The sequence below is a fragment of the Paenibacillus sp. MAH-35 genome (assembly GCF_058135425.1).
Window position 1 is genome coordinate 1 of record NZ_JBYUPU010000010.1, and the last position, 15,782, is coordinate 15,782.

General features: G+C 55.5%; 14 protein-coding genes and 1 pseudogene. 5 read left to right on the top strand and 10 right to left on the bottom strand.

Annotated elements, in window-relative coordinates:
* The first annotated feature begins 870 nt into the window (after positions 1-870).
* The 3 genes from AC3Y2E_RS12830 to AC3Y2E_RS12840 all read left to right on the top strand — a co-directional run bounded on the left by AC3Y2E_RS12830 (position 871) and on the right by AC3Y2E_RS12840 (position 4,053).
* Entirely contained in the window at positions 871-2,367 is a 1,497-nt protein-coding gene (locus AC3Y2E_RS12830; protein ID WP_379210780.1) for an ABC transporter substrate-binding protein/permease, read from the top strand.
* Entirely contained in the window at positions 2,360-3,082 is a 723-nt protein-coding gene (locus AC3Y2E_RS12835; protein ID WP_379210782.1) for an amino acid ABC transporter ATP-binding protein, read from the top strand. Before AC3Y2E_RS12830 ends, AC3Y2E_RS12835 begins: the two co-directional genes overlap by 8 nt.
* Before the next feature lie 203 nt (positions 3,083-3,285).
* Positions 3,286-4,053 carry an exodeoxyribonuclease III gene (locus tag AC3Y2E_RS12840; protein ID WP_379210784.1) on the top strand — a complete coding sequence of 256 codons (768 nt, stop codon included), beginning with the start codon at positions 3,286-3,288 and terminating at the stop codon, positions 4,051-4,053.
* 228 nt (positions 4,054-4,281) lie between these two features.
* On the opposite strand, the gene AC3Y2E_RS12845 is transcribed toward AC3Y2E_RS12840, so the two are convergent.
* From AC3Y2E_RS12845 to AC3Y2E_RS12860, 4 genes are all read right to left on the bottom strand, one after another.
* Positions 4,282-4,650: a DUF3862 domain-containing protein gene (locus AC3Y2E_RS12845; RefSeq protein WP_379210786.1), complete on the bottom strand. Its 369-nt coding sequence runs from the start codon at positions 4,648-4,650 to the stop codon at positions 4,282-4,284.
* A 122-nt stretch (positions 4,651-4,772) separates the two neighbouring features.
* Positions 4,773-5,453 carry a DUF4386 domain-containing protein gene (locus AC3Y2E_RS12850; protein WP_379210788.1) on the bottom strand — a complete coding sequence of 227 codons (681 nt, stop codon included), beginning with the start codon at positions 5,451-5,453 and terminating at the stop codon, positions 4,773-4,775.
* A 902-nt stretch (positions 5,454-6,355) separates the two neighbouring features.
* On the bottom strand, positions 6,356-7,054 hold the full coding sequence (locus AC3Y2E_RS12855; RefSeq protein ID WP_379210790.1) for a transglutaminase-like domain-containing protein: 699 nt from the start codon (positions 7,052-7,054) through the stop codon (positions 6,356-6,358).
* Between the two features lie 21 nt (positions 7,055-7,075).
* Positions 7,076-7,849, bottom strand: coding sequence for a helix-turn-helix domain-containing protein (locus tag AC3Y2E_RS12860; protein ID WP_379210792.1), 774 nt, complete (start codon positions 7,847-7,849; stop codon positions 7,076-7,078).
* A gap of 324 nt (positions 7,850-8,173) precedes the next feature.
* On the opposite strand from AC3Y2E_RS12860, the gene AC3Y2E_RS12865 reads away from it, so the two are divergent.
* Positions 8,174-8,857, top strand: coding sequence for a hypothetical protein (locus AC3Y2E_RS12865; protein WP_379210794.1), 684 nt, complete (start codon positions 8,174-8,176; stop codon positions 8,855-8,857).
* A gap of 330 nt (positions 8,858-9,187) precedes the next feature.
* Positions 9,188-9,298 (top strand): annotated as a pseudogene (locus AC3Y2E_RS12870) (Fic family protein); the annotation flags it as partial.
* A gap of 90 nt (positions 9,299-9,388) precedes the next feature.
* Here the strand turns inward: AC3Y2E_RS12870 and AC3Y2E_RS12875 are convergent.
* From AC3Y2E_RS12875 to AC3Y2E_RS12900, 6 genes are read right to left on the bottom strand one after another with little or no spacing between them, the layout of a single operon-like run.
* The gene (locus AC3Y2E_RS12875) at positions 9,389-10,249 is read right to left on the bottom strand and encodes a sulfurtransferase (protein WP_379210796.1); all 861 of its coding nucleotides are present in this window, start codon (positions 10,247-10,249) and stop codon (positions 9,389-9,391) included.
* A gap of 17 nt (positions 10,250-10,266) precedes the next feature.
* Positions 10,267-11,040 carry an ABC transporter ATP-binding protein gene (locus AC3Y2E_RS12880; protein ID WP_379210798.1) on the bottom strand — a complete coding sequence of 258 codons (774 nt, stop codon included), beginning with the start codon at positions 11,038-11,040 and terminating at the stop codon, positions 10,267-10,269.
* A gap of 25 nt (positions 11,041-11,065) precedes the next feature.
* On the bottom strand, positions 11,066-12,082 hold the full coding sequence (locus AC3Y2E_RS12885; protein WP_379210800.1) for an ABC transporter substrate-binding protein: 1,017 nt from the start codon (positions 12,080-12,082) through the stop codon (positions 11,066-11,068).
* A gap of 36 nt (positions 12,083-12,118) precedes the next feature.
* Positions 12,119-12,898 (bottom strand): ABC transporter permease, encoded by a 780-nt coding sequence (locus AC3Y2E_RS12890; protein WP_379210802.1) that lies wholly within the window; start codon positions 12,896-12,898, stop codon positions 12,119-12,121.
* Positions 12,899-12,946: 48 nt separating this feature from the next.
* On the bottom strand, positions 12,947-14,314 hold the full coding sequence (locus tag AC3Y2E_RS12895) for an LLM class flavin-dependent oxidoreductase (RefSeq protein WP_379210804.1): 1,368 nt from the start codon (positions 14,312-14,314) through the stop codon (positions 12,947-12,949).
* A gap of 41 nt (positions 14,315-14,355) precedes the next feature.
* Positions 14,356-15,342, bottom strand: coding sequence for an aldo/keto reductase (locus tag AC3Y2E_RS12900; RefSeq protein ID WP_379210806.1), 987 nt, complete (start codon positions 15,340-15,342; stop codon positions 14,356-14,358).
* Positions 15,343-15,782 lie beyond the last annotated feature (440 nt).

Consider the following 15,782-nt stretch of genomic DNA (forward strand, 5'->3'; position numbering starts at 1 on the left):
TTCGCCCAGACTCCCGGGGCTCGGCGCTCTCTTGTCCTCGAAAGGTTCGCTATTACGATGCGGTGGGATTCACGGTCGGTCCATTACGGCCTGTGAATTCGCTTCCTTGCGCTTTGCGCAGTTTTTCGCAGGGCTTCAGCCGCCGGATCTCTCCTGCGTCTGCCTGCTAGCTACGGGGCGGCTTGGCCCCTACCCCGACTGAACTTTCATCAGCTAGTTGTGCCTAGCTTGGCTAGGCGCGCGGAGTCTTTTGCACATTCTATTTTCGGCATGTTGGGCTACCGGCACGAATAGAGGCGGTTTGCCCCCCTTATTTCAACCAACCCGCCCCGTCTGCTCCTTTTTTCGCCGATTTTAGCAGCTTCAATCCGCTCTTATTTCATCGCCCAAGCCGGTTTTCACAAAAATAAAGGGTGCCAAAGAGACTGTCGATTCATTGTGTAGAAGTGATAGCAGGCCGTTCCAAGTGAAAAGTTACCTTCTTCTGCTCAAACAGGTTGTCCGGAATCCCTTGATTGAATAAGGATTGTAAGGTAGGGGATTCCAGACAAAACTCGCCAGAAGGTAATCTTTTCCCTTTCCACTTTGTTGTCCACATTGAATCGACAGCCTCACAAACCGCTTCTATTCGCTTCCTTCCCCGCTTGAAGCAGGGCAGTTGGCCGAGGACGCGGGCGTAGGTCCGAAAAGTCGAAAAGTCTCGCTTTTTCTGTGTATCGGGGACGGCTTCCCCGTTAAAATTTCACGCGCAGAGCCACAATAAGGTATAGCCGTCCGCTGGTGCCAGCACCAGTTTCAGCCATTTACATCCTATCTTGTACCGCTTATACTTTCTGAGTTGAATCCATTACACACAGGATAGAGGGAATCATGAACAGGAACTTGTCAACCAGAATCAGAATCTCACTCCTCATCTTCGTGCTCCTTCTGCTGTCGCTGGGACCGGCCGCCTCGCTGCCGCTAGGGCACACAGCCGTCACTTATGCAACGAACGAACCGGCAAAACCGGCCAAAAAGCTCGTGATGGGGACGTCGCCCGATTATCCCCCCTACGAAAGTGTAGACGCCAAGGGCGGCGGCGAAATTGTCGGTATGGATATCGATATCGCCAAATACATTACCGGTCGGCTCGGTTACGAGCTGGAGATCGCCAGCATGGACTTCAGCGGGCTGATCGCCGCTCTTCAGACCAAACGCGTCGATTTTGCCATGTCCGGCATGTCGGTAACCGAAGAGCGCAAACAAAGCGTCACGTTCTCCGACAGCTACTATACGGCGCGCAATACAATCGTATCGCATAAGGACCAGGCGTACGAAAACGTTGAGCAGCTCTCGGGCAAACTGATCGGGACCCAGCTCGGCTCGGTTCAGGATCAATATGCGCAAACCATTCCGGGAATCCAGCTGAAAAAGCTCAATAAAATCGCCGATTTGATTCAGGAACTGAACTCCCGCCGCATGGACGCCGCCATCGTCGAAGACGCGGTAGCTATCGAGATGGTCCGGGCGAATCCGAATCTCGTGCTGAACTTCCTCCCGGTATCGGAGCAGGATAACGGCTATGCGATCGCATTCCCCAAGCAGTCGGAGCTGGTCGACGACTTTAACCGGATTTTGCGGGAGATGAAGGAAAGCGGACAGCTGCAGCAGCTGACCGACAAATGGTTCGAAGAAAAGGAAACCTCCGCCGGTAAAGGCGCCGAGGGCAAGCTGATCGATTTCAGCGTCCTTGAGGGGTATGTCCCTTATATTCTTAAAGGCGTGTATGTGACGCTGCTGTTCACACTCGTCTCCGCGTTACTCGGATTGTTGTGGGGAACGATTCTTTCCCTGTTCAAAATATCGGGCATCCGCCCGCTGCAGTGGTTCGCCACCGCGTATACGTCGGTATTTCGCGGAACGCCCTTGCTCGTACAGCTGACGATCATCTATTACGCGACCCCGCAGCTGTTCAACTTCGACATCCCGGCGCTGCTTGCGGCCGGACTCGCGTTCGGGCTCAACTCTGCAGCTTACTTGTCGGAGACGATTCGCGGCGGCATTATGGCCGTGGATAAAGGTCAGCGCGAAGCGGCGATCGCCCTCGGCATCCCGTACCGCAAAATGATGGTGCGCATCATCTTCCCGCAGGCGCTGCGCCACATCCTGCCGGCGCTCGTGAACGAATTCGTCGCCCTGCTCAAGGAGTCGTCGCTCGTGTCCGTCATCGGGGTCGCCGAACTGATGCGCCGCGCCGACGTCGTTCGGGCCAGCACCTTCCGCGCCTTCGAAGCGCTGCTGCTCGTAGCCGTCATTTATTATGTGCTCGTGCTCGTCCTTACGTCTTTGGCGCGCATGCTGGAAAGGAGACTTCGCCGCAGTGATTAACGTAACCGATCTAACGAAAACGTTCGGCAAAAACCAGGTGTTGAAGGGGATCTCCACTCATGTGGACAAAGGCGAAGTCGTCGCCTTGATCGGGCCGTCCGGCTCCGGCAAATCGACCTTCCTGCGCTGTCTGAACCTGCTCGAGATTCCAACCTCGGGAACGATTACGATCGACGGGGCAGAGCTGACCAAGCCAAAAACCGATATCGCCCGGATCCGCCAGCGGATCGGCATGGTATTTCAGCACTTTCATCTGTTCCCGCATATGACCGTGCTCGATAATATTACGTTCGCCCCGATCGAAGTAAAAGGAATGTCTGCGGAAGCGGCCCGGACCAAGGCGCATGAGCTGCTCGCGCGCGTCGGTCTGGCGGATAAAGCGGACAGCTACCCTTCCCGGCTGTCGGGCGGACAAAAGCAGCGCGTAGCGATTGCACGCAGTCTGGCGATGGAACCCGACATTATGCTGTTCGACGAGCCGACCTCGGCCCTTGACCCGGAGATGGTCAAGGAAGTGCTGAACGTCATTCGCGGTCTCGCCGACAGCGGCATGACGATGCTGATCGTCACCCATGAGATGAAGTTCGCGCGCGAAGCGGCCGATACGATTTACTTCCTCGATAACGGGAAGCTGATCGAGCGCGCGGCGCCGCAGCAGTTTTTTACCAACCCCCAAAGCGAACGGGCCGCCCGCTTCCTGGAACAGGTTTTGTAACCGGACCGAACGGGCACGGGTCATTCTTCTGGAAAAGGCTGCGCGATACGCAGTCTTTTTTGCCCTATTTCGCAAATCCGGCAGAGAGTCAAATATGCTATACTTCCAGAAGAAACGTTCCGCTTACGGCTTGAACCCAGAAACGGCGGCAATTTCACAGCACCACCCGTAGAATCGGAAGCTTAGCAAGGGGAGAAACGACGATGAAGCTGGTATCCTGGAACGTCAACGGATTAAGAGCCTGCGTGAACAAGGGCTTTCTCGATTATTTCAAGGAAACGGATGCAGACCTGTTTTGCCTTCAGGAAACGAAGCTGCAGGAAGGGCAGATCAGCCTGGAGCTGGGCGAGGAGTACGAGCAATATTGGAATTATGCGGTCAAGAAAGGCTATTCCGGCACTGCCGTATTCACGAAAATAAAGCCGTTATCGGTCCGGTATGGGCTGGAAGAGGACCTTGAGCCCGAAGGCCGGATTATCACGCTCGAATTCCCTGCCTTCTATCTGGTGAATGTGTATACGCCCAACGCCAGACGCGATCTGTCGAGACTGGAGCTGCGGATGGAGTGGGAGGACCGCTTCCTCGCTTATTTGCAGCAGCTCGACGAGCGCAAGCCCGTGATCGTATGCGGCGATCTGAATGTGGCTCACCAGGAGATCGACCTGAAAAATGCGAAGGCCAACCGGGGCAATTCCGGATTTACCGAGGAAGAACGGGACAAGATGACCCGGCTGCTCGAAGCCGGCTTCATCGATTCGTTCCGGGACTTGTATCCCGAGCGGACGGACGCCTACAGCTGGTGGTCGAACATGCCCCGGGTCCGGGAGCGGAATGTCGGCTGGCGGATCGATTATTTCCTCCTCTCCTCCCGGCTGAAGCCAGCGCTGCTGGACTCGCAAATCGACGCCCACGTGCTGGGAAGCGATCATTGTCCCGTAGTGCTTCAGATGGCGGACGAGCTTAAAGGCTGAGCGGGTACTGGCGCCGGGGATTTAAAGCTTTCCCTTGGAATGAAGATTCACCAGCTCTGCAAGGCGGGCTGCCGATCGTATGGTCCGGCATTTTGCCGCTGAATAAAGGGCGTTATGGGAGGCGCCACCTGGCTCAGCAAGCAAAGAGGGCGGCGACAAGTTGTCCGCCGACAATCCGCCACCGCCCATAACCTGCGCCCTATGCGCCGCATGAGATTCCGTCCGCCTTTATTTAAGACCATATTGCGATTTGGACTTTAATTCGTCTCCCAGAAAGACGAAGCTCGCGCTGCCGGAACCTCCCTTCCCCTCGTACGAGACGCCGATGGCGTACATGCTGCTGCCTTTTTCGCCGCTCTCCGTTACGATCTCGCCTTCGCCGCCTACGATTTTAACGACTTCCTTGTACTTCATTCCGTTGTTGATTTTGTCGTATTGTTCTTTTGTAATCGTACTTTTTTTGGAGGATTCCGATTGCTGTCCTTCTGATTGGGCCGCCGTACCTCCCGCCGGCTTAGTCTGGCTGTCGTCCTTCGAGCCGCAGGCCGCCATTACGATCATGATACCGATAACGATTGCTATACGAAAAGTTTTCATAGTACCTCCCAAATGATATCAATTGTTACCCATAAAATTGTACTCACTCATCCGATCTTTTTTTAGGTGCGAAATGACTATGTAGGACCTACGACTGAACAATTTCAGTACGACTCGCTCCTTTACGCCGCTTCCGTTGACTGCGGCTCCTTGACGATATGAAACCCTTTGACGATTAGCCAAAGAGGCATCACGATCTCGAATAGGGCTCCCGGAATGTATAGAATCATGCCGCTATGGCCCATAAGCTCCACGATCGCACTGGCCGACAACGAGACATATCCAATAAAGCCGAGAACCGAGATGAATCTGGGAATAAGGCTGGACCGGTACAACAAATGGCAAAACAAAAGGCTGTACAGTCCCAGCGTAATCATAGCCAGCTGAAAAGCAATGAAGCTTCCTTCTTCCGCTATCGCTCCCAGGGTATGAAAGTAAGAATTAGCCGGAGCTCCTGTCGCGATAAATTCTTGGCTTAATCGCACGAGCAGCAGCGGACCGATTGCGCCGACAACCAGAAGTACGGCCTCTATGACCCGGAAACCGACGTAACCTACTGCGATTTTTTCGCTATGCCGCTTTAAAACCGGGAACAATACGACCGCGATTCCGACAACGGCGGCCGAATTCATAAACTCCAGCAATACCCCCGTAAGGATTTGGTTTTTGTGACTGTAGGCATTCGTGAGGTAATCCGGAGAACCCAAAATCGATTCGATCCTTGCATTTCCTAATAAATAGGCAGCTGTTGCAAATAAAAACAGGATGCCTGCAAGGACTGCCGCCTTTCTATCCGTGTTCATTTCTCCCCTCCTCGGCGTTTGCGTGCTGGGCTGGTGTAGCTTTGCCCGGCAATTGCGCTGTTCACCGTGCATTATAGTCGAATCCGATTCCGGCCTTACAGATACTAAAGTACGGTTTCAAAAACAAATCCCCGCAAATTTCATTCCATCGCGACGAAAGATGCGCAACGGAAGTTTCGTCTGCTTCAATGAGAATGATTATCGCCAAAAAGGAGCACCTGCCTTGCCGTCCATTGTTTCATCCCGACCGGCCGGCCCCGAAGCCGCCCCTCTCTTCTGCCTTCCTGTCCGGATCGCCGAGTTAACTCCCCTTGATCGCGACTGAACCGAGGGAACCGATCCGGGAGCTCCCGGATCGGTTTCGTATGGGGCGGCGGGGGCAACTCCGGCTTCAGGATGTTCCGCTCCCCCGATTGGCTCTGGCTGGAGGCCGTTCGCAGCGGCCGGGTGTATATGATGCAGGACTCCCATCTGTTCCGCGGCTATGATCCGATCTCCACGCAGGGGCAGTTAAACGCCATCGCAAGGAAACTGCTTGCGGATCACAATTTTGCATGAACGGATATCATTTTCAAGCGTAGTCGAATGAGCGAATACCCTGTATAGTTGTCACTGAGAATGATTATCGTTCAAATTGCATACAGGAGGATATTCAAAGTGTCACGTCGCTTGTTTTTCGTTCAAGCCGTTTTCGTGTTATGCCTCGTATGCCTTGTCTCCGCCTGCGGGGCAGGTTCGGCAGATGTTCAGCCCTCCGCTTTCATCAGAAAGCGGGGGGCACCTTTTTTTGCGGGACGGGTTGTAATGCGGCTTCTCCGTCGCCTGCTCATCCATCCGCCGCAGCCGGATGGTCCGGCTTGCCGTCCGCCCCGCCAGCTCCGGAGGCTCTTTAGCTTCGCTGGTTATCCTTCCCGTATCCTTCTCACGTTTCGATTCATCAGATGCCGGACGACCTGCTGGTATACCACTTTCCGGATTCCACTCAAGTTTTGCGGATGGCGGGCAAAAAACGCATCCGGGCTGTCATACACACCCAAATCGCGCACAATCCCCTCTTTTTGCACATACGTATCGTTGCCGTCCCAATAGATGGGTGGGTTTTGGAAATCGTTCGTGGCCACGCCGTAACCGCAAAATGAACCTTCGCACTCGCTGAATGTTTGCTGCAGCTTGGTTAAGTAAGGAAGGTCCAAAATAAATCCCTCCATATTCAGCCATCTTCCCTCGACATGCACTTCCACCCAGCTGTGGATGATTTCATTGGGCGACAGCCGGTAATACCAGCCTTTCATCGCGCCTTTTTGCAGCTTTTTATCGATCGTAAATCCGTGCATCCGGCAAGGCACCCCCACGGCTCGCAGCAAAGCCATGAACAGCACCCCCTTCGTATTGCATTGACCGTAGCCGTCCTGCAGCACCTCGGATGCCGGTATATCATCCGCCCGGTTATAACCGAACAAAACCGCATCGCGGACATAGTTGTAAATGTCGAGTATTTGTTGGGGCGGCGCCAAGCGATCCCACTGCTTCGCCCGGATCAACTGCCGAATACGGGGATGCGAGTAGTTAAGCAAAGCCGTTTCCAGGGTATACGTTCTCACGGGGAACACCTCCTTCCCCCACTATACCGTCTCGTGCGCGTAAGAAACTTTCAAAAAGACGCTGTCTTTGCGAATATCTCTGGGCGTCATCCCGAGCAGCCGTTTGCTTGCGGCGGCAAAATGGGAGGGGCTGTCAAATCCCGCGGTCAATGCTGCTTCTGTAATCGACATCCCGTTCAAAATCAGATAAATCGCCTTCTGAAGCTTGCTTAACAGAATATAGCCGCTTAACGGAATTCCCGTATGTTCTTTGAACAGATGAGATAATCTGCTGCCGGACAAGCCCAGCTTCCCGGCAAAATAACGGACGGAGTGGTCGTCGCTCTCCCCTTCTTTTAATATACCGATTAACTCCAGAACGCGCGGATCGGCCATAGCCGGTTGAACATAACGGACGCCCAGCAGTTCCAGGAGCTGCGTCAGGAAACGGTTATAGGCGGTACTGTCCGCAACGGTATGACTGAAGCTGCGCACAAACTCAGCGGCCGCAGCCGCCTTCTCATCCGGAAATACGCCGTATCCGCGATCGCCGATCTGTTTCTTAAAGCCCGCCGCCAATGTGGAGGTGCTGTCCATTAACAACAGCAGCAGCGGCTGGCCTTGCCCGTCCAGGCGGTGGCTCACATTGGAATCCAGAACGATACCGCCGCAGGTGCGAAGCGTGCCTTCCACTTCCATCTCAAACGTATCCTGCAAGGAGATCGTCGCTTGCAAAAACAAATGTTTGTGAATATCGGCATCGATGGTGTCAGTTAGTACCAATAGATGGTGATCGGCACCGTATACGTTCATCATGCTTTGCCTCTCCTTATGCCATTGTACTTTCATCTCAGCTTGCCGTTCGCTTGTCCTGATCCGGCCTCTTCTTGAACCGTCAGCGTTCCCCGTGCCCATCTATCATGAAAGATTGTACACGCGCGCCAACGGCCTGTACAGATTCGATTCGTATAACCCTTTCCCTCTCCCCTTAACTTGTTGCGCTCTTGAAAACTTTGTGTCACACTATGAATATCAACCAGCAGCCAAGCGGCAAAGAATGCCCCGCTTCCTTTCTAACCGGAGAGGAATCGGGGTTTTTAGGCTTGTATCAACCGAATATGCGAGGGGAGGGATCGAGGAATGGGCTTCCAATTGGAACACGAGAACTGGATACGCGATCATCTAAAGCGAAGAAGAGGGGAACGTCTCGACGCTCTAAGACGGGGCCACGGCTACGGAAATCGATTGTTCGCTGAGCAAATTTGGTGGCCGCTTGCCGGTCACTTTCACGGGATCCACCCCGAGTATGAGGTGAAGGACTGGCGGGGACGCTCTTACTTTGTGGATTTTATGTGGGTTGTAGGAGCGGTACGGATTATTTTTGAAATCATGGACTTTGGTTCCCACGGTACGGACCGAACCAAGTATCGAAGGGATCTCAACCGGGGGCTTTTTCTTCAGGCTCAAGACTGCTCGGTCTACTACATCTCTCTGGATGAGCTAAAAGAGAATCCTTCGTTCGTTCTTTCTGCATTGCGGAGCATTCTATCCCCCTACCTGTCGGCGGATTCCGGAGCTAAACGAACGGTTACGAGGTGTTATTCCAAAATCGAACGGGACTTGATGCGGACTGCCATTCGCCACAACCGTGTCATTCGCCCTGCTGAGGCGGCAAGGGAATTGGAACTGCATACGATGACGGTCATTAAGTACTGTCGCCTACTGGTGGATAAGGGGAAGTTTCGAGCTGTAGCGAGAGGAGTGTCCGGGCGGGTCATTTATTATGAGTATGTAGGTTCCATCCAAAGTCCGGATTTGGTCTGATTGTGGAGCGATCGTGCGATTGTATATGAAAAATCATATATATTTTTCTCCGAGTAGGCAAAATTAATGAATCTGTATGAATAATCATATAGAATTTATCATTTTGCATGGATTTGAAATATTCTATGCGAAAAATCATACAGAATCAAAGGTCGGCCGGGGCAAACCGACTTGGACTCACTCCAGCCTTGGTTGACCAACCGTCATATCGCGCCGAGCACCGCGCGCCGGGGTGCTTCGCGGTTCGGAAAGACGATTACGGATAGCTGATCATACGCTCCTACCGACTATCCGTTCCGAGATCACCCCAAAGCATTTATTTTAGATGAGGATACTCATCCTCTTCTAAAAGTAGCCATTCTGCACGCGCAATTCGAATCTATTCATCCATTTTTAGATGGCAATGGACGTTTAGGACGAATACTAATCGCACTATTTATGATGCAATCTAAACAAATATCCCCCTGCATTACACAAAAAAGTACATCGCCACATGAACGATGTACTTCGAGTCACAACCTGTATTTCTGCTTAAGCCTGGTCTTCGTCCCCCGTCGCAATCGGATTCTCCTCATAACTAATCCAATCGCTCCAGCTTCCCGCATACAGCTTTACATTCGTAAAACCCGCTTCCTCCAGCGCCAGCACGTTCGGCGTCGCCGAGATGCCCGAGCCGCAGTAGACGATGATCTCGTCCGAGGCGCCGAGCTCTGCGAAGCGGTCGCGCAGCTGCTGCGGGGACTTCCAGCTGCCGTCCTCATTCAGCACGTCCTTCCAGAAATAGTTCACCGCGCCCGGTATATGCCCGGCGACCGGATCGAACGGCGCTTCCAAGCCCGCATACTGACGGGCGTCGCGCGAATCGACGAGCGCCGTACCGGTGCGGCGGCCTTCCGATGATGCACGCACCTCGTCCACACCGGCGAGCAGCTCGGGCCGCACGGCCGGCACGAATTCGCGGGGCTCGGGAGCCGGCTGCTCCCTCGAAACCGGCAGTCCTGCCGCCACCCAGGCGTCGTAGCCGCCGTCCAGCACATGGACGCGGTCCGCTCCCGTATATTTCAGCACCCACCACAGCCGGGCCGCGGCCGGACCGTTGCCGTCTTCATAAACGACGACCGTCGACGACTTCCCGATGCCCAGACCACCGAATGTCCGAGCCAGCCGCTCGGGCGTAGGCAGCGGACTCCGGCCCCCGTGCTCGCCCGCGGGATCGGCCAGATCCGCTTTCAAATCGACGAACACCGCACCCGGAAGATGTCCCCGCTCATAGGCGCTTCGCCCGTGAAGGGCATCCTTGGGCGAGAATCGCACGTCGGCGATGACGATTTCCTCTCCCGCTTCCAGACGGGCCTGTACCCACTCCGCTTTTACAAGATTCGAACCCGGCATCCTCATTGCTCCTTCCATTAGATCACATATTCCAAATGCTCCTGCGTCTTCACATCGTGAATGACCGCGTAAATATCGCTCTGAATCTTGAGCAGCTCGAGATCGTCGCGCTTGCGGGGGCGTCCGCCCGGAACGTGGAAAATCTTACTGATCCGGCCGGGCCTCGGCGACAGCAGCACGACCCGGTCCCCTAGAAATACGGCCTCGGATACGTCGTGCGTAACGAACACGACCGTTTTTTTCTCCGCCTCCCAGATGTTCAGCAAGTCGTCCTGCAGCTGCAAGCGGGTCAAATGATCGACCGCTCCGAACGGTTCGTCCATCAGCAGCACCTCGGGATCACCCGCGAGTGCCCTCGCGATGCCGGCCCGCTGCTTCATCCCCCCAGACAGATGGTGCGGGTATTTGTGCTCGAACCCTTGGAGCCCGACCATGTCCAAATAGTTGTGGACCGCCGCTTTCCGCTCCGCTTTGGGAACGCCGCGAAGCTCGAGGCCCAGCTCGACGTTCCGGAACACCGTACGCCACGGATATAGCGACGGGTCCTGGAACACGACACCCCGTTCGATGCCCGGCCCTTGCAGCTTCTTGCCGCCGAAGCGCACCTCTCCCGACGACGGCAGCTGCAGCCCGGCCAATATTTCGAGAAGCGTGCTCTTGCCGCAGCCGCTCGGACCGAGAATGCTGAGAAATTCCCCGTCTTCGATCGTCAGGTCGATATTCGACAACGTTTCGGTCGGGACGGTCCCTCCGAACACTTTCGACACTGCGTTGATCGAGAATCCGGCCATACTTTCACCCCGCCTCCAGATCGTTTTACTTTTTAGGTATGAACCGCAAATCGACGATTTTATCCACGTCGTACACTTTGTCCTGGAAGCCCAGATCGACCTGGATCTGCTGCGTTTCAAGCAGCGATTTCGAATCGACGTTCGGATCGTTCTCCCACAGTACGTCCTCGCGCCTGAAGGCACTGTCCACAGCTTTCTCATCCACTTTGACATTTTGCAGGAAGTACGCCCGGTACTCGTCGAAATGGCTTTTCGCATATTCCTGCGATTTGAAATAGGCGCGAAGCAGCTTCTCGATCAGTTCCGGATGCTTCTCGATGAAATCGTTGCGCGAGGCCAGTACGCCCGTATGGAAATTCGGCAGATAGTCCCAGCCTTTGGCGAGCAGCTTCCCTTGGCCGCTAATCTCCACCAGCGAGGCGAACGGCTCGTGGATGATCGTCGCATCGACCTGGCCTGTCAGCAGACTGGCGTAAGCCGCTTCCTGCGCGCCGTTGGCCACGTAGGCTACGTCGTTTTTGCGGAGCCCGTGTTTCTGGAGAATCGTCTGCGTGTAGACGTCCAGACCGCTGCCGAACGTGCCGGCGCCGACTTTTTTCCCCTTCAAGTCCTCGACGCTATTAATACCGGGAGCCCCGATTAAGTAAAACGGTCCTTTCGTCCGGAACATCGAGGAGACGATTTTGATCGGGGCGCCCTTGCCCGCGGCGATGATGGCGGTCGTCGTAGGGACATCGGCGATATCGACATCTTTGCTCGTTAATCCTTCAACGGCGTTTTTAGTCGTAATGAATTCGACGTCGAGGCCCTCTTCCTTAAAGAAACCTTTCTCCGCCCCGAAACGCACGGCCAGGCCGCTGACGCCGCTAAGTGGGGAGTACCGGATTTTCTGCAGCTTTCCGTTGTCCGCAGATGCGGGAGCGGAAGCAGGCGAAGCCGTCTCCCCGCCGTTCCCTTTGGCGGCGCTCCCCGCGCAGCCGGACAGTATCAGCGCGGCAGCTATACTTGCAAGCAGGACGCCCCTCCATTTGTGTTTGATCATGGTTTTTTCTCCTTCTGATAGAATCAAATGATGGTATTAGGCAGACTTCCATTTGAGCACGACTTTTTTCTCCAGCGTATCGATGAACGCGATGATCAGCACGGATACGACGGTGATGATCGTAATGATCGCAAACGCCTTGGCCGTATCGTACACGGATGTCGCTTGAATGAGCAGGTTGCCCATCCCTTCCTTCGATGCGGTCATTTCCCCGAACAGCGCCCCTACAAGTCCGGTAGCCGCCGACAGCCTCAACGAGACGAAGATGGTCGGAGCGGCGGACGGCAGGATGACTTTCCAGATCGTCTGAAACTTCGTCGCCTCAAACACACGGGCTACCTTCAGATGCTGTTCCGCCGTTTGTTTGATTCCGGTAATCGTATTAAAGGCGATCGTGAAAAAGCAGAACAAAAAGACGATGGCGATCTTATTGGACAGTCCGATCCCGAGCCACAGCATCAGCAGCGGGATGATCGTCACTTTGGGGATGGCCAGCAGCGCCGAAAGAAACGGTCGGAAGAACGTTTCGGCATTCGGAACGAGCACGAGGAACATCCCGGTCCCGATCCCCGCAAGTGCGGACAGCACGTATCCGGCGGCAAACTCCTGCAAAGTGACGACCAGATGCCGAAACAGCTCGCCTTTCGTAAACAGAGCGGCGATTTCCTGCACAACCCGGGTCGGCTCCGGCACATACAAGCTGCCGACGATTCCCGCCCGGACGATATATTCAATGAGTCCCAGACCGAGCAGCAGGAGCGCGATCTGACCGATGATGATGCCGCCTCCGTAACGGGCGGCTTTCCCGTTGCCCATACATTTCCCTCGTTTCTCCCACTTCGTACGGTACGATGATCAGGCGGGTTATTCCGCGGCTCCCTGCAGAGCAGCCTGCTTGGCGAACCGGTTGTCCGGACGCGCCAGGCCGAAGTGCTCCCGAAACGTGCTTCCCTCGTATTCGGTGCGGAACAGTCCGCGGCGCTGCAGCTCCGGCACGACCAGCTCTATGAACAAATCGAGTCCTCCCGGCATGTACGGAGGGCATATGTTAAATCCGTCGGCGGCCTCCTGAACGAACCATGTCTCGATCTGATCGGCGACTTCGGCCGGATTGCCCACCACAAGCAGATGGCCTCTCGCCGTCGCGGCAAAGTAATGGAACAGCTCGCGAACCGTGATGTCCTCGCGTCCGGAAGCGCTTTGCGCCAGAGCGACCAGACGCTGGGCCTTATCGCCCGGGTGACTCGACTGCGACACATCCGGCAGCGGTCCGTCGAGCGGCAAACCGGTCAAATCGATGCCGAGACGCTGAGACAGCGGGGCCAGGTTATAATCCGTGACGAGCAGGGCACTCAGCTCCTCATATTTAGCGCGCGCCTCCTCGCTCGTGCGGCCGACCAGCGGCACCAGCCCGGGCAGGATCGACAGCTCTTCCGGTGTGCGGCCGTATTTGGCCAGCTTGCTTTTGATCCCGGCGTAGAAGGCCTTGGCTTCCTCCAACAAAATCTCGCCTGTGAAAATGGCGCTGGAAAACCGGGCTCCCAGCTCCTGACTCCGCTCGGAGGTGCCGGCGGATAGTAGCGGGATTTGCCCTTGCGGCGGCCTGGCTACGTTCAGCGGCCCGGCTACCGAGAAATGTTCCCCGACATGGTTAAGCGCATGGACCTTGCTTTCGTCGACGAAGACGCCACTTTTCTTATCCCGGATAAACGCCTCGTCCTCCCACGAATCCCAAAGCTCCTTCACGATCCCCACAAACTCGTTGGCATAATCGTAACGTTTGGCGTTGTCCCAATGCTTCTCGCGGCTGAAGTTCAGCGCCGCCCGGGTATCCGCGCCGGTTACGACGTTCCAGGCGGTCCGCCCGCCGCTCAAATAATCGAGAGACGCGGTCATCCGGGCCACGTGGTACGGCTCCGCATAGGTCGTATTGACGGTTACGATCAATCCGATTTTCTCCGTCGCGGCTGCCAGATAGGAGAGCATCGTGAACGGCTCCAGCCGGATCATTTGCGAAGGAAACGTGTACTGCTCATCCGCGCTGGAGGCGAGCCGGTCGCCGAGGAAAAAGAAGTCGAACTTCGCCCGCTCCAGCTTGAGGGCGACCTGCTTCAGAAATTCGGGGTCGAAGGCTCCGCCTGTGACCGCCTCGGGCAGCCTCCAGCCTGCCGGATGGTAGCCGGTGGAGAACAGAAACAGGCCGAGATGCAGTTGTCGTTTGGATATGCTCATGAGAGGTTCCTCCTAGGTTGGTATGCGTGATGATCACAGGTTTAAACAATCAGGCCGACTTTGCGGGAAATGGCGTCGATTTTGCTCAGCTCTTCCGGCGTCAACCGCTGATCCGCGTATTGGATCGAATCCTGGATCTGCTCCGGCTTCGATGCGCCGAGAATCGCGGAAGACACATAAGGATGACTCAGCACCCATGCCAGCGAAAATTGGGCCAGCGTCCACCCCCGCTTCTCGGCCAGCGGAAGAATCGCTTCCACCAGGGCGTAAGCGGGATTGGAATGCAGCAGCAGCTCCAGCCGCTTCTCGCCTGCCGCAAGCCTCGAGTCGGCCGGGGGCGCCTCGCCCTGACGGTATTTGCCGGTCAAGATCCCTCTGCCGAGCGGACTGTACGAGATGATGCCGACTTTCTCGGATTCCGCAAACGGGATGAGCTCCCGCTCGATGCCGCGCGTGATGAGGCTGTACTCTGGCTGCACGCTTTCGAACCGGTTCCAGCCGTGAACGGCGCTGATGCCGTGAGCTTTGGCGAGCTGCCACGCCGCGTAGTTGGAGCAGCCGATATACCGGATCTTCCCCTGCTTGACGAGATCGTCCAGCGCGCCGAGCGTTTCTTCCAGCGGCGTTTCTTTATCGAAATGATGGACTTGATACAGATCGATATAGTCGGTCTGCAGCCTTCTCAGACTGTTGTCCAGCGCACGGAACAGATGATACCGGCTCTGCCCCTCGTCGTTGACTCCGGTTCCTACGCGGGCATGGGCTTTGGTCGCCAGGACGACACGGTCCCGCTTTCCTTTCAGCAGCTTGCCGAGGATCTCTTCCGATTGGCCGCTTTGGTTCGGGTCCCCAACATCCATTCCTTTGCCGTAAATATCCGCCGTATCCACGACGTTGATGCCTGCGTCCAGAGCAGTATCCAGCACCTCCGCCGATGTCTTCTCGTCGATCCATCGTCCGAACGCCATCGTGCCCAGACTGACCTCCGACACTTTCAGGCCGGTTCTTCCTAATTTGCGGTATAACATAGGGATGTACGCCTCCTTGGTAGATGAAAAGGTTCGATTCGGGTTCGCTCCGCAGCGGGGAACCCGTGTGCAGGCAAGCCGGCGCTGCGCTTGCGGGCAAAAAGAGATAACTTTGCTAGATGACAAATCGCTCTAGCGATAAATATGTGCGTGCCAAGGTTCGTTCCACAGCGGAAAACCGTGTGCGGGGCAAGCCGGTCTTGCGGGCAAAAGGTTGCGTCAGCTTCAGCTTCGCTGAAAGCGAATCCCTCGCTGCTCTAACAAACAGGAACAGCCGGAAAGACGGCTTGTTTGATTACTTACAAGCGTCTCTCCGGCTGTCCGGTTGAGGAATATTAACTTTACTATTCCGATGTGCTAAGTAGGATAATAACATGAGACGAAACGGTTCGCAACCGTTTTTTTATTTTTGTAGATGCGTTTGTCCGAGCAGCGCCGCG

What these genes read in the sequence shown, in the direction of transcription:
- AC3Y2E_RS12885 (WP_379210800.1), bottom strand. Translation starts at nt 12,082, where the DNA reads ATGATCAAACACAAATGGAGGGGCGTCCTGCTTGCAAGTATAGCTGCC.
- AC3Y2E_RS12890 (WP_379210802.1), bottom strand. Translation starts at nt 12,898, where the DNA reads ATGGGCAACGGGAAAGCCGCCCGTTACGGAGGCGGCATCATCATCGGT.
- AC3Y2E_RS12830 (WP_379210780.1), top strand. Translation starts at nt 871, where the DNA reads ATGAACAGGAACTTGTCAACCAGAATCAGAATCTCACTCCTCATCTTC.
- AC3Y2E_RS12850 (WP_379210788.1), bottom strand. Translation starts at nt 5,453, where the DNA reads ATGAACACGGATAGAAAGGCGGCAGTCCTTGCAGGCATCCTGTTTTTA.
- AC3Y2E_RS12895 (WP_379210804.1), bottom strand. Translation starts at nt 14,314, where the DNA reads ATGAGCATATCCAAACGACAACTGCATCTCGGCCTGTTTCTGTTCTCC.
- AC3Y2E_RS12900 (WP_379210806.1), bottom strand. Translation starts at nt 15,342, where the DNA reads ATGTTATACCGCAAATTAGGAAGAACCGGCCTGAAAGTGTCGGAGGTC.
- AC3Y2E_RS12875 (WP_379210796.1), bottom strand. Translation starts at nt 10,249, where the DNA reads ATGCCGGGTTCGAATCTTGTAAAAGCGGAGTGGGTACAGGCCCGTCTG.
- AC3Y2E_RS12840 (WP_379210784.1), top strand. Translation starts at nt 3,286, where the DNA reads ATGAAGCTGGTATCCTGGAACGTCAACGGATTAAGAGCCTGCGTGAAC.
- AC3Y2E_RS12845 (WP_379210786.1), bottom strand. Translation starts at nt 4,650, where the DNA reads ATGAAAACTTTTCGTATAGCAATCGTTATCGGTATCATGATCGTAATG.
- AC3Y2E_RS12860 (WP_379210792.1), bottom strand. Translation starts at nt 7,849, where the DNA reads ATGATGAACGTATACGGTGCCGATCACCATCTATTGGTACTAACTGAC.
- AC3Y2E_RS12865 (WP_379210794.1), top strand. Translation starts at nt 8,174, where the DNA reads ATGGGCTTCCAATTGGAACACGAGAACTGGATACGCGATCATCTAAAG.
- AC3Y2E_RS12880 (WP_379210798.1), bottom strand. Translation starts at nt 11,040, where the DNA reads ATGGCCGGATTCTCGATCAACGCAGTGTCGAAAGTGTTCGGAGGGACC.